The sequence below is a fragment of the Stenotrophomonas sp. 57 genome (assembly GCF_030291075.1).
GTDB lineage: Bacteria > Pseudomonadota > Gammaproteobacteria > Xanthomonadales > Xanthomonadaceae > Stenotrophomonas.
The window spans coordinates 1,154,739-1,167,306 of the sequence record NZ_CP127407.1 but is presented as its reverse complement, the minus strand read 5'-3'; the positions used below and the strand labels follow the sequence as shown (position 1 = coordinate 1,167,306).

The window sequence follows — 12,568 nt, the reverse complement described above, 5'->3', positions numbered from 1 at the left end:
TAATTCCGCGATGAATTCCACCGCTATCGCTTCCGACGATTTCCTGGGCCACCCCAAGGGCGTCTACGTATGCTTCTTCACTGAAATGTGGGAGCGCTTCTCCTTCTACGGCATGAAGGCACTGCTGCTGCTGTACCTCACCAAATACCACCTGTTCGGCGACAAGGCCGGCCTGGACCTGCTCGGTGCCTACGGTGGCCTGGTGTACTGCATCCCGGTATTCGGCGGCATGCTGGCCGACCGCTGGCTGGGCATGCGCCGGGCGGTACTGTTCGGCGGCATCCTGCTGGTGCTTGGCCACCTCGGCATGGCCTTCGAGGGCCACCCGGCGTACCGGGTCAACGGTGAGGTGGTGCGCGACACCTCGGCGCTGGCGGTGACCTACCTGTCGCTGGCACTGATCATCATGGGCGTGGGCTTCCTGAAGCCGAACATCTCCACCATCGTCGGCAAGCTCTACGCCAAGGACGATCCGCGCCGCGATTCGGGTTTCTCGCTGTTCTACGCCGGCATCAATCTGGGCGCGCTGTTCTCGTCCCTGGTGTGCGGTTTCCTCGGCGAAGCCTACGGCTGGAAATACGGCTTCGGTGCCGCGGGTATCGGCATGCTGGCCGGCCTGGCGATGTTCCTGTGGGGACAGAAGTACCTGCAGGGCCACGCCGAACCGCCACAGCCGGCCGCGCTGAAGCAGAAGGTGCTGGGCCTGCCCCGCGAATGGCTCATCTATCTGTGCGCGGTGCTCGGTGTGCTGCCGGTGGCGTGGCTGATGTGGGCGGCTGGCAATGGCGCGTTCGCGCTCGGCGGTGAAATCAGCCTGGCGTTGATGCTCATGCTGGTGGTGCTGGGCGGCGTGCTGGTCTGGTTCGCCTGGTTCACCGGCACGCAGTGCACGCCGGTGCAGCGCCAGCAGATGATCGCCCTGATGGTGCTGATCTTCATGGCGCTGGTGTTCTTCACGATGTACGAGCAGTCCTACGGCTCGTGGGTGACCTTCACCGACCGCCTGTTGACCAAGGATATCGTGCCGTCGCTGGTGATCACCGGCGGCACTCCACTGCCATGGTCGATCATCTCGCTGCTGCTGGCACCGCTCGGCTTCGTGGTCAGCGCACGGTTGTCCGAGCGCCGTCCGGGCTCGTCGGCACCTCGCATCTTCTTCGCCGCCATCGTGGTGCTGATGCTGGTGCTGCTGGTACGCGACTGTCTGGTGATTCCGCAGACCGCCGGCTCGCTGACCTACCTGGGCGGCCTGTTCCTGGTGCTGCTGGCGCCGGCCTTCGCCGCACTGTGGACGTGGATGGACCGGCGCGGCTGGGAACCGGGCAAGCCGGTCAAATCGGCCTGGGGTCTGGTGATCGGCGCGCTGTCGTTCGTGCCGCTGGCACTGGCCGCACAGCAGGTCGGCGCTACCGGCGAGATGGCCAGTGTGTGGTGGCTGGTGCTGGCCTACTTCCTGCTGGCCAGTGGCGAGATGTGCCTGTCGCCGGTCGGCCTGTCGGCGGTCACCCAGTTGGCCGTGCCGCGGGTGATGAGCCTGATGATGGGCACCTGGTTCCTGGCCACCGCGTTCTCGGAAACCCTGGCCGCGCTGTTCGGCAAGCTGGCCGCGATCGAGGTACCCGAAGGCGAATCGCTGGACATGGTGGCTGCGGCCGGTGCCTACGCGCACCTGTTCTGGCTGCTGATGTGGATCGGCCTGGGGTGTGCGCTGGCCGCCTTCATCGCCGCGCCGTTGCTGAAGCGGATGATGCACGGGGTCAAATAGGCCCAGCGCAGGCAGGAACCGGGGCGGCGGATGAGTCATCGGCCGCCCTTTGCGTTACGGCGCCTTGCCCTTGCTGTCCGGTGCCGTGGCGGTCTTGCCGCCGAGGCTGCGCGACAGGAAGGCCAGCAGCCTGCCGTAGTACTCGCTGCGATGGGCCTCGGTGTAGAAGCCGTGGCCCTCGGTCCGGTAGTAGAGGCTTTCCACCGGCGTGCCGGCACGCTTGAGGGCCGCTTCCATGCGCTCGGTATGCTGGATCGGGGCGCGCTTGTCTTCACCGCCTGCCGCCAGGAACACCGGCACCTTGATCCGATCCGCCAGGTTCACCGGCGAGAGCGCACCCAGCGTTGCCGGATCACCCAGCCACTCGCGCAGATAGCCCGTTGTCGAATCGCTGCCTTTGGCGTCGCCGCTGGTAAACATCAGCGGCAGGTCGTAGACGCCCACATAGCCGGCCGCGCACTGGTACAACCCTGGCTCGCGGGCAGCGCCCATCATCGCCGAGTAGGCACCGTAGCTGGCACCGTAGATGCAGATGCGCCGGGCATCGGCGATGCCTTCGCTGATCGCCCAGCGTGTGGCGTCAGTCACGTCGTCCTGCATCGTGCCGCCCCATTGCTTCAGTGCGGCCCGGCTGTGGGCACGGCCGTAGTTGCCCGAGCCACGGAAATTGATCTGCAGCACGGCGTATCCGGCAGCGGCCAGCAACTGGTTCTCGCGATCGAAACGACCGTCGTCGAATATTCCGATCGGCCCGCCATGCGGCACCACCACCATCGGCAGGTCACGGCCGGAACTGCCATGGGGCACGGTCAGGAACCCATGGAGGTCCATTCCGTCGCGCGCCTTCAGCAGGACCGGCCGCACCGAAGCGGTGGTCTCCGGGTCAAACCACTCGCTGCGGGCCAACAGGAAGCGCGCTTGGTTGCGGTCACGGTCGTAGAGATAGAACTCGCCCGGATTGGAACCGGATCCGGTTTCCACCAGCAGGCGGCGACCGTCGCGGGTACTGGAGGTGATGAACACTGCACGCCCGGGGAAGGCCGCTTCCAGGCTGCGGTACAACCGCGCCTCCTCGGAGCTCTCGTCGAAGAACCGGGTATGCGGTGTGTTTCCCAGGAACACCGCGCCGACCGGCACAGTGCTGCCCGGGCGGTGGATCAGTCGCGCCGGATCGACGACCTCGTCGCGCAGCACGACCTTGCGCTCCTGCGTCGCCGGGTTCCAGCTGACGATGGCATCGGGGCCGCTCGGCTGCTCACTGAGCAGGTAGGCCAGCTGACCGTCGGCGGAAAAGCCCAGCGCCGCCTCGCCGCGACCACTGCGTTTCTCATCATTGACCAGCACCCAGTCGCCACCGTTGCGGTGGTAGAGCCGTCGGACGTTATCGGTACCGACGCCCTGGACGAAACGCACGTCGCCTCGGGCATCCACCACATAGGAGGCACCGGGCATCGGCGCGCGGGCCAGCAGGCGCTGCTTGCCGCTTGCCAGTTCAAGCTGGGCCGCATAGCCATTGGCGTCCAGCCGCGATCCACCCACCGCGATGACCACATGGGCATCGTCGCCCGGCAAGGCGTCACTGAGGAAGGCCGCAGCCGACGTCCGGTACTTGGGCCGCACGCGCAGGCCAAGATCGCGGTAGCCCACCAGTAGTTCCGGTCGCCCGGTGCGCGCATCAAGGGTGAGCAGCTCGCCGGTGGCCCAGGGCGCATCGCGGGTGCCGAACTTCTGCGCCAACCCGAACATCACCTGATCGTTGTTGACCCAGTGCATGTCGAAGACATGCGAATTGAGTGGCGGCCGCAGGTTGCCCACCGGCGTGTTGTCGTCCGTGCGCAGGATGATCACGGCGGTGAATCCGTCGCCGGGCACGGTTGCCGCCAAGTATTCGCCCCCGGGGGACAGCAGGACATCGCCGAACTTGTCCGCCCGCACGTAGGCGCCCAGATCGACCGCAGCAGCGGTTCCACACCATAGTACCGCCACGATGAGGGCGGCCAGCCAGCGCTTGTGCATCCATCTCTCCCCTGCCTGGACCCCTTGTCCCGGCTGGCCGATTCTAGGCAGGCCAGTGCCCCGCCCGCCAGTGGCGCACAAAAAACGACGGCACCGTTGCCGGTGCCGTCGTTACCACTACCTTGGAGAGAGAGTCAGGACGTGGGTTCGGGGGGCGTGCGCCGGGTCAATGGACCCCGCGCACCGCCAACGTGAGGGCCAGGATGCTGAGGATCACCGCGATGGTGCCGTCGAGCACGCGCCAGGTGCTGGGCTTGGTGAACAGCGGCGCCAGCAGGCGCGCGCCCAGGCCCTGCGCGGTCAGCCACAGGCAGCTGGCGGTGACCACGCCGGCGGCGAAGGCCATGCGGGCGTTGCCGAAGTTCTCGGCAATCGAACCGATCACCATCATGTCCAGCCAGAAGTGCGGGTTGATCAGCGAGAAACCGACCGCGGCCATCAGCACCGCGCGGCGGCTGCCGTCGTCGCTGTCGGCCTCGCCCATGCCGCCCCCACCGGCGATCGCACGGCGCGCCGACTTCATCGCGTACCACGCCAGGAACGCCACGCCGGTCCACAGCACGGCGGTGGTCAGCCACGGCAGCGCCGAAGTGAGCGTGCGCAGGCCGGCCACACTGGCAAAGATGAAGATCGCATCGATGGCCGCACAGGTGGCGACCACCGGCACGATGTGCTTGCGCAGGATGCCCTGGCGCAGGATGAAGGCGCTCTGGGCGCCGACCACGGCGAACAGGCCGATGCCGGTGGCTGCACCAGAGAACCAGGCACCGAGGCCGGTGCTGGCGGAGATGACCGAGAACATGGGATTCACTGCCTTTGCTTGCTTCGGGGACGGTGCCTCGCGAAGGCGGACAGCACCGGAACGAGCGCCATTGTCGCGCCGCAACATGAGAAAGACGAGCTAAACTTCCTAAACCAACATTAGCGGAGCTTAATTCGATGCGTATCGATCATGCCCAGCTGCGTGCCCTGGCCGCGGTGATCCGCGAAGGCAGCTTCGACCGCGCCGCGCAGTCGCTGAATGTCACCCCGTCCGCCATCTCGCAGCGGGTCAAAGCGCTGGAAGACCGGATCGGCCGCCTGCTGGTCAAGCGTGGCACCCCGGCCACCGCCACTGCCGAGGGTCAGCTGCTGGTGCAGCTGGCCGAGCAGACCGCCCTGCTCGAACACGATGCATTGCACCGGATGGGCCTGGCGGACGAGGATCTGCCACAGGCCAGCATCCCGGCGGCGGTGAACCACGACAGCCTGGAGACCTGGTTCCCGCAGGCGGCCTATCAGTTCGCACAGACCACCGGCACCACGCTGGACCTGCGCGTAGAGGACCAGGACCACACCGTCGAACTGCTGCGCCAGGGCACGGTGCTCGGTGCAGTGACCACACTGGACGAGCCGGTGCAGGGTTGCCAGATCCACGCGCTGGGCAGCATCCGCTATGCGGCGACCTGCACCCCTGAGTTCCGCGAGCGCCATTTCGCCAAGGGCGTGACCGCGCAGGCGCTGGCGCAGGCCCCGGTGCTGGTGTTCAACCGCAAGGACGACATGCAGTCGCGCTTTGCCCGGCGCATGGCCGGCGACGACCTGCCCAGCACCGCGCCGACCTGGTGGATCCCGTCCACCCGCGCTTTCGTGCAGGCCAACTTGGGCGGCATGGGCTGGACCATGAACCCCCTGCCGCTGGTGAAGCGGCACCTGGACGCCGGCCGCCTGGTCTACGTGCGCCAGCGCGCCTGGGAAGACGTACCGCTGTACTGGCAGCACTGGAAGGGCGACGTGCAGACCATGGCGCTGCTGACCCGCGCGGTGCTGGACGCGTCCTCCGCGCTGATCCGGCGCAAGCGCTGAAAAAAAAGCGGACTGAGGGGATCACGTCATCTTTGCCCTGCATGACGTTTGGGCCTTAAACGACTTAATCGCCTCCGTCTCCTTTTTCTCCATCCAATCTCCATGCGCCCTACACACCGGGTCCATGCGTGATGCGGATACTGGCCGGCCGATCACTGCAAGGAAGCCCTGCATGCCCGTATTCGTCCGCGATGCGCGCCCCGAAGACGCTGCCGCCTGCATCGACCTGCGTGGGCGCACCCGCGAGAACGCCTTCAGCGCCGCGCAACTGGCGGAGCTGGGCATCACCGCGCAGACATGGGCCGAAGCCATCTCGGCAGGCGACTTCATCGGCCGCATCGCCTGGGACGGCGAGCGCATGGCCGGCTACTGTTTCGCCGATCGCGACAGTGGCGAAGTACTGGTGCTGGCCCTGCTGCCTGAATATGAAGGCCGCGGCATCGGCCGCCAGCTGCTGCAGGAGGTGGTCAGCCTGACCCGCGATGCCGGCCACCCGCGGCTGTTCCTGGCCTGCTCGGCCGACCCGCGCTCGCGCTCGCACGGCTTCTACCGGCGCCTGGGCTGGCGCCCGACCGGGGAGGTCGACGAGGCCGGTGACGAGATTCTTGAGTTGGTTTGATTGACGGCGCCGCCAGGCATCGCCCGGCGCTACCGGGTAAGGATGGCGCGAAGTGCCGGATGCTGCGTTGCATCAAAAACGGACCGGATCCGGTTAGAATCGCAGCTGGATGCTGCAAGGCGTTGTTTCTTCACGCCCTTTCCCTGCTCCCTGCGCATCCTGGACTCCTCCCCTCCGCCAACGATCCCGCCCCCATGAAGAAATTTGGCAAGGCTCTTCTCGCCCTGCTCGTGCTGCTGTTGCTGGCCGCCGCGCTGTTCCTGTACTGGCCGCTGACCCAGCGCTCGGTGCCCGCCGCCAGCAATGACAAGCCCGTCGACGTTGTGCTGGTCGGCGCCGGCATCATGAGCATCACCCTGGCCACCTACCTGCAGGAACTGCAGCCGGACTGGAACATCCAGGTCTACGAACGCCTCGACACCGTCGCCGGCGAAAGCTCCGATGGCTGGAACAACGCCGGCACCGGCCACTCGGCCTTCGCCGAACTGAACTACACCCCGGAACTGCCCGACGGCAGCATCGAGACCAAGCGCGCGGTCGGCATCGCCGAATCGTTCGAGGTCTCGCGCCAGTTCTGGTCGCACCAGGTCAAGGAAGGGCGGCTGAGCCAGCCCAGCGACTTCATCAACCCGACCCCGCACATGAGCTTCGTCTGGGGCGATGACAACATCGCCTACCTGCACAAGCGCCAGCAGGCGCTGGTGAAGAACCCGCTGTTCTACGGCATGCAGTACTCGGAAGATCCGGCGCAGATCAAGCAGTGGGCCCCGCTGCTGATGGAAGGCCGCGACCCGAAGCAGAAGGTGGCCGCCACCTGGATGCCGCTGGGCACCGACGTCAACTTCGGCGTGATCACCCGCCAGCTGACCGCCGGCCTGCAGCGCAGCCCGAACTTCACGCTGCACCTGAACCATGAAGTGAGCGCGCTGCGGCAGAACGCCGACAAGAGCTGGAACGTGACGGTGAAGGACCTGAAGGCCAACGCCGAAACCACCACCCATGCCCGCTTCGTCTTCATCGGTGCCGGTGGCGCCGCGCTGAAGCTGCTGCAGATGTCCGGCATTCCCGAATCGAAGGATTACGCCGGCTTCCCGGTGGGCGGCCAGTTCCTGGCCTTCCAGGGCCAGGACGTGACCTCGCGCCACGGCGTGAAGGCCTACGGCATGGCCGAAACCGGTTCGCCGCCGATGTCGGTGCCGCACCTGGATGCGCGCAAGCTGGACGGCAAGCCGGTGGTGCTGTTTGGCCCGTTCGCGCTGTACAGCACCAAGTTCCTGAAGCACGGCTCGTGGTGGGACCTGTATTCGTCGGTGAACCACAACAACGTCGGCCCGATGCTGGAAGTGGGCAAGGACAACCTGGACCTGGTGCAGTACCTGATGGCCCAGGCACGCCTGAACGACGCCGATCGCCAGGCCGAGCTGGTGAAGTACTTCCCCAACGCCAAGCCGGGCGACTGGAAGCTGATCACCGCCGGCCAGCGCGTGCAGATCATCAAGCGCGACCCGCTGAAGGGCCCGGTGCTGCAGTTCGGTACCGAGATCGTGACCGACAAGGACCACACCATCGCCGCGCTGCTGGGCGCCTCGCCGGGCGCGTCGACTTCGCCGCCGATCATGCTGGACCTGATGGCCAAGGCCTTCCCGGACCAGATGAAGGCCGGTTGGGAAGCGCGCCTGCGCGAGATCGTGCCGTCGTACGGGCGCAAGCTCAACGACAGCGCCGCGCTGACCAACGAGATCCGCACGCTGACCAGCCAGACCCTGCACCTGCCCTACCTGGAAGTGCCGGTGGATGCCAATGCGGCAGCGCCTGCGCCGACCGCGGTTCCGGCGCCGGCCAAGGAAAAGCGAAACGCCAACGAGGAACTGCAGGCGCTTTAAGCCCGCCATTTCCTTTCGATGCAGACGGACGGCCACCTTCGGGTGGCCGTTCGTTTTTTGGGAGGGGCTCCCTGGTGTAGAGCCGAGCCCATGCTCGGCTCCAGCCAGAAGCAGCCGAGCATGGGCTCGGCTCTACGGACGGCCGTGCCCGGTGCCAGGACGCCCCTGCGCATCGATACGAATTGTAATGTTGTTAAGAATTATTTACATTTGCGCCCTGCGCAGTGACCGCGCCCTCCCAGATGGACCTGATGTGCCCGAAGCCGCCGCCCCGGGTACTGGACGACTGTCGCCACCCTTCCCCGCTTCCAAGCCTCGAGCCCACCATGTCCTTGACCCTGCGTAACCGCCTGCCCCGCCGCGCGCTGCTGCCGGCTGCCCTGCTTTCGTCGCTGTCCCTGCTGGCGGCGCCCAGCGCGTTTGCTGCCGCCGACGGCTCAGCCGATGCCAAGACCCTGGACCGGGTCAGCGTCCGTGCCGAGCAGTCCGCTCCGCCATCCAGCACCACCCGCCTGCCGATCACGCTGCAGGAAACCCCGCAGTCGGCCACGGCGATCAGCCTGAAGCGCCTGCAGGACGAATCGCTGTTCAGCATCAACGACGTGATGCGCAACGTCACCGGCGTCAGCGTGTCCTTCTATGACACCCAGCGGCCGCTGTACTACGCACGCGGCTTCGCCATCACTGACTTCCAGGTCGACGGCATCCCGACCTACAGCGGTTCGACCAACCAGGAGTACGACACCGCCTTCTATGACCGCATCGAAGTGATCCGCGGTGCCAACGGCCTGCTCAGTGGCGCCGGCGTGCCCTCGGCCACGGTCAACCTGCTGCGCAAGCGCCCGGGCAAGGAGTTCGATGCCTCGTTCGCGATCAGCGCCGGCAGCTGGGACTACCGGCGCATGGAGGCGGACGTGACTGCGCCGCTGACCGATGATGGCCGTTTCCGCAGCCGCGTGGTCGCCGCCTATACCGATCGTGGCCTGTATTACGATCGCTACGACGAGAACAAGATGGCCGGCATGGCGGTGCTGGAAGGCGACGTCACCGACAGCACCACGATCACCCTCGGCTACCAGAGCCAGGACAACAACCCGACCGGCTCGACCTGGGGCACCGTGCCGTTCTTCGACAACCAGGGCAACTTCGCCCACCTGCCGCGTTCGACCAACCTGTCGCCGAAGTGGAGCTACTGGAAGCGCGAGAGCAACACCGCGTTCGCCAACCTCGAACAGCGCTTCGGTGACAACTGGCTGCTGAAGATCAACACCGCCTACACCCGTGGCAACGTGCAGAACGTGCGCCTGTACGGCACCGGCAACCCGGACCCGGTGACCGGCTCGGGCATCTTCCTGCGCGCGGCCGCCGGTGATTCCAAGGACACCCGCCGCAACGTCGACGCCTACCTGACCGGCAGCTTCGACCTGTTCGGCCGCGAGCACGACCTCACCGTTGGCGCGCAGTGGTCGGACCTGGAAGGCACGACGAACACCCTCGCGCTGAACTACCCGACCGACTGGGCGCGCTGTGGCAGCGAACGCTGCTACTACATCCCCAATGTGTACAGCTGGAACGGCGACATCTCCGAAGTGACCTACCGTCGTACCGGCGCACGCCGCGTAGCCAAGACCACGCAGAGTGGCGTGTACCTGGCCACCCGCCTGCGCCTGGCCGATCCGCTGTCGCTGATTGCAGGCGCGCGGCTAAGCCGCTGGGAAACCCTCAGCCGCTCCTACAACGCGGCAGGCGCCTATACCGGCACCAGCGGCGCCTACAAGGTGAGCGATGAAGTCACCCCGTACGTGGGCCTGGTCTACGACATCACCCCCAATGTGTCGGCCTACGCCAGCTACACCGAGATCTTCAATCCGCAGAACTACAAGGACCGCAACGAGAACCTGCTGGCGCCGGTGCAGGGTTCGAACCTGGAGGCAGGCATCAAGACGCAGTGGTTCGATGGCCGCCTGACCGCCAACGCCGCCGTGTTCGAAGCCAAGCAGGACAACTATGCAGTGCGTGACATGGGCGTACCGGAAGGCTCGCTGAGCGATGGCACCTCGGCCTACATCGGCGTCAACGGCACCAAGGCGCGCGGCTGGGAGATGGACGTCAATGGCGAGATCCTGCCGGGGTGGACGGTCAACGCCGGCTACACTCACGTCAAGGTGACCCGCGCCGCCACCGACCTGCTGTACGCCAACCCGCCCAAGGACCTGCTGCAGCTCAACACGCAGCTGCAGCTGCGCGGCGCGCTGGAACGACTGAGCATCGGTGGCGGGGTGCAGTGGCAGAGCAAGGTGCAGGGCTACAACATCGCGTATCCGCTGGGCGGCACGGTCACAGTGAACCAGCCGGCGTACTCGCTGGTGCAGTTCAACGCCAACTACCGCATCAGCGACAACTGGACCGCGACGCTGAGCGTGCGCAACGCGCTGGACAAGACCTACTGGGCCAACCTGGACTACAACAACTTCGGCGAGCCGCGCTTCGTGTCGGCCAGCCTGCGCTGGAAATTCTAAGCCCGCCGCATGCCGGGGTCGGATCCCTTTCCGCAGGAAAGGGCTCTGACCCCACACCGGGGCCCTATCCACGCATGCCCTGGAACTACCGGCGCAAGCGCGGTGGGTGCCGACCGTTGATCGACACCTGCCTCCCCGCACTGCCACGACCGACGGTCGCGGCCTATCTGAATGGGCCCGCCTGCGTGCGGGCCCTTTTTTTTGCTGCGCTGCGGGTTGCACATCCCTCGGTAATTATGCCGTAATTATTCCAATACCAATCGGAAGCCGGTCGATGAACCCGAGCTGGGACACGTTGGAACGCAGCCGCCAGGCCCGCCTGGAACGGGCCGCGCCATGGGCCAGGGGCCGCGAGGTCGCCGCCGCGGATGTGGCCGAACTGCTGCACGCCCTGCTGGAACCGGGCGACAAGGTCTGCCTCGAGGGCAACAACCAGAAGCAGGCCGACTTCCTCGCCCAGGCCTTGGCCGACCTGGACCCCGCCCGCGTGCACGACCTGCACATGGTGCAGTCGGTGCTGTCCCTGCCCTCGCACCTGGATGTGTTCGAGCGCGGCATCGCTTCGAAGCTGGATTTCTCGTTTTCCGGCCCGCAGTCGGTGCGGCTGGCCAACCTGGTGGCCGAAAAGCGCATCCAGATCGGTGCCATCCACACCTATCTGGAACTTTTCGGGCGCTACTTCATCGACCTCACCCCGCGCGTGGCGCTGGTCGCCGCGCAGGCCGCCGACCGCCACGGCAACCTCTACACCGGCCCGAACACCGAAGACACCCCGGTGATCGTCGAAGCCACCGCCTTCGGTGGCGGCATCGTCATCGCCCAGGTCAACGAAATCGTCGACACCCTCCCCCGCGTCGATATCCCCGCTGATTGGGTCAACTTCGTGGTGCAGGCACCGCGCCCGAACCACATCGAACCGCTGTTCACCCGCGACCCCGCGCAGATCTCCGAGATCCAGGTGCTGATGGCGATGATGGCCATCAAGGGCATCTACGCCGAGTACGGCGTCAACCGCCTCAACCATGGCATCGGCTTCGACACCGCGGCCATCGAGCTGCTGCTGCCGACCTACGCTGAATCGCTGGGGCTGAAGGGAAAGATCTGCCAGCACTGGGCGCTGAACCCGCACCCGGCGCTCATTCCGGCGATCGAATCGGGCTTCGTCAAATCGGTGCATTCGTTCGGTTCGGAACTGGGCATGGAGAAGTACATCGCCGCACGTGGCGATGTGTTCTTCACCGGTGCAGACGGTTCGATGCGCTCCAACCGCGCGTTCTCGCAGACCGCCGGCCTGTATGCCTGCGACATGTTCATCGGCTCGACCCTGCAGATCGACCTGCAGGGCAACAGCTCCACCGCCACCCGCGACCGCATCGCCGGTTTCGGTGGCGCACCCAACATGGGTTCGGACGCACGCGGACGCCGCCACGCCAGCGACGCGTGGATCAAGGCTGGCCAACAGGCCGCGCGACCGGGCGAGATGCCGCGCGGGCGCAAGCTGGTGGTGCAGATGGTGGAAACCTTCCGCGAGCACATGGCGCCGGCCTTCGTTGAACGACTGGACGCCTGGGAACTGGCCGAGCGCGCGGACATGCCGCTGCCGCCGGTGATGATCTACGGCGACGACGTCAGCCACGTCTTGACCGAGGAAGGCATCGCCAACCTGCTGCTGTGCCGCACGCCGGAGGAACGCGAACAGGCGATCCGCGGCGTCTCCGGCTACACCGCCGTCGGCCTTGGCCGCGACCGCGCGACGGTGGAGAACCTGCGCGACCGCGGCGTGATCCGTCGTCCTGAAGATCTTGGCATCTCACCGCGCGATGCCAGCCGTGACCTGCTGGCCGCGCGTTCGGTCAAGGACCTGGTGCGCTGGTCCGGCGGACTGTACGACCCGCCCAAGCGCTTCCGCAACTGGTAAGGG

The 12,568-nt window shown here is 66.4% G+C and carries 8 protein-coding genes; 6 read left to right on the top strand and 2 right to left on the bottom strand.

All coding sequences use genetic code 11. The features are described from left to right. Positions 1-10 precede the first annotated feature (10 nt). Entirely contained in the window at positions 11-1,765 is a 1,755-nt protein-coding gene (locus tag QP512_RS05360; protein WP_286071233.1) for an oligopeptide:H+ symporter, read from the top strand. Between the two features lie 54 nt (positions 1,766-1,819). On the opposite strand, the gene QP512_RS05355 is transcribed toward QP512_RS05360, so the two are convergent. Further along, positions 1,820-3,781: a prolyl oligopeptidase family serine peptidase gene (locus QP512_RS05355; protein ID WP_286071232.1), complete on the bottom strand. Its 1,962-nt coding sequence runs from the start codon at positions 3,779-3,781 to the stop codon at positions 1,820-1,822. Positions 3,782-3,947: 166 nt separating this feature from the next. Beyond that, complete coding sequence (locus tag QP512_RS05350; RefSeq protein ID WP_005408523.1) at positions 3,948-4,583, bottom strand: LysE family transporter; 636 nt, start codon at positions 4,581-4,583, stop codon at positions 3,948-3,950. 137 nt (positions 4,584-4,720) lie between these two features. Here QP512_RS05350 and QP512_RS05345 point away from each other — a divergent pair, with 137 nt between their 5' ends. From QP512_RS05345 to mdcA, 5 genes are all read left to right on the top strand, one after another. After that, positions 4,721-5,626: a LysR family transcriptional regulator ArgP gene (locus QP512_RS05345; protein ID WP_286071231.1), complete on the top strand. Its 906-nt coding sequence runs from the start codon at positions 4,721-4,723 to the stop codon at positions 5,624-5,626. A 172-nt stretch (positions 5,627-5,798) separates the two neighbouring features. Then, positions 5,799-6,245 (top strand): GNAT family N-acetyltransferase, encoded by a 447-nt coding sequence (locus QP512_RS05340; protein WP_286071230.1) that lies wholly within the window; start codon positions 5,799-5,801, stop codon positions 6,243-6,245. A gap of 194 nt (positions 6,246-6,439) precedes the next feature. Continuing rightward, the gene (gene mqo / locus QP512_RS05335; protein WP_286071229.1) at positions 6,440-8,128 is read left to right on the top strand and encodes a malate dehydrogenase (quinone); all 1,689 of its coding nucleotides are present in this window, start codon (positions 6,440-6,442) and stop codon (positions 8,126-8,128) included. A gap of 326 nt (positions 8,129-8,454) precedes the next feature. Further along, a complete protein-coding gene (locus QP512_RS05330; protein ID WP_286071228.1) occupies positions 8,455-10,647 on the top strand; it encodes a TonB-dependent siderophore receptor in 2,193 nt (730 codons plus the stop codon). A gap of 274 nt (positions 10,648-10,921) precedes the next feature. Next, a complete protein-coding gene (gene mdcA / locus QP512_RS05325; protein WP_286071227.1) occupies positions 10,922-12,565 on the top strand; it encodes a malonate decarboxylase subunit alpha in 1,644 nt (547 codons plus the stop codon). The last annotated feature ends 3 nt before the right edge of the window (positions 12,566-12,568 follow it).

Coding starts and splice junctions, on each gene's coding strand:
- QP512_RS05360 (WP_286071233.1), top strand. CDS start 11: ATGAATTCCACCGCTATCGCTTCCGACGATTTCCTGGGCCACCCCAAG.
- QP512_RS05355 (WP_286071232.1), bottom strand. CDS start 3,781: ATGCACAAGCGCTGGCTGGCCGCCCTCATCGTGGCGGTACTATGGTGT.
- QP512_RS05350 (WP_005408523.1), bottom strand. CDS start 4,583: ATGTTCTCGGTCATCTCCGCCAGCACCGGCCTCGGTGCCTGGTTCTCT.
- QP512_RS05345 (WP_286071231.1), top strand. CDS start 4,721: ATGCGTATCGATCATGCCCAGCTGCGTGCCCTGGCCGCGGTGATCCGC.
- QP512_RS05340 (WP_286071230.1), top strand. CDS start 5,799: ATGCCCGTATTCGTCCGCGATGCGCGCCCCGAAGACGCTGCCGCCTGC.
- mqo (WP_286071229.1), top strand. CDS start 6,440: ATGAAGAAATTTGGCAAGGCTCTTCTCGCCCTGCTCGTGCTGCTGTTG.
- QP512_RS05330 (WP_286071228.1), top strand. CDS start 8,455: ATGTCCTTGACCCTGCGTAACCGCCTGCCCCGCCGCGCGCTGCTGCCG.
- mdcA (WP_286071227.1), top strand. CDS start 10,922: ATGAACCCGAGCTGGGACACGTTGGAACGCAGCCGCCAGGCCCGCCTG.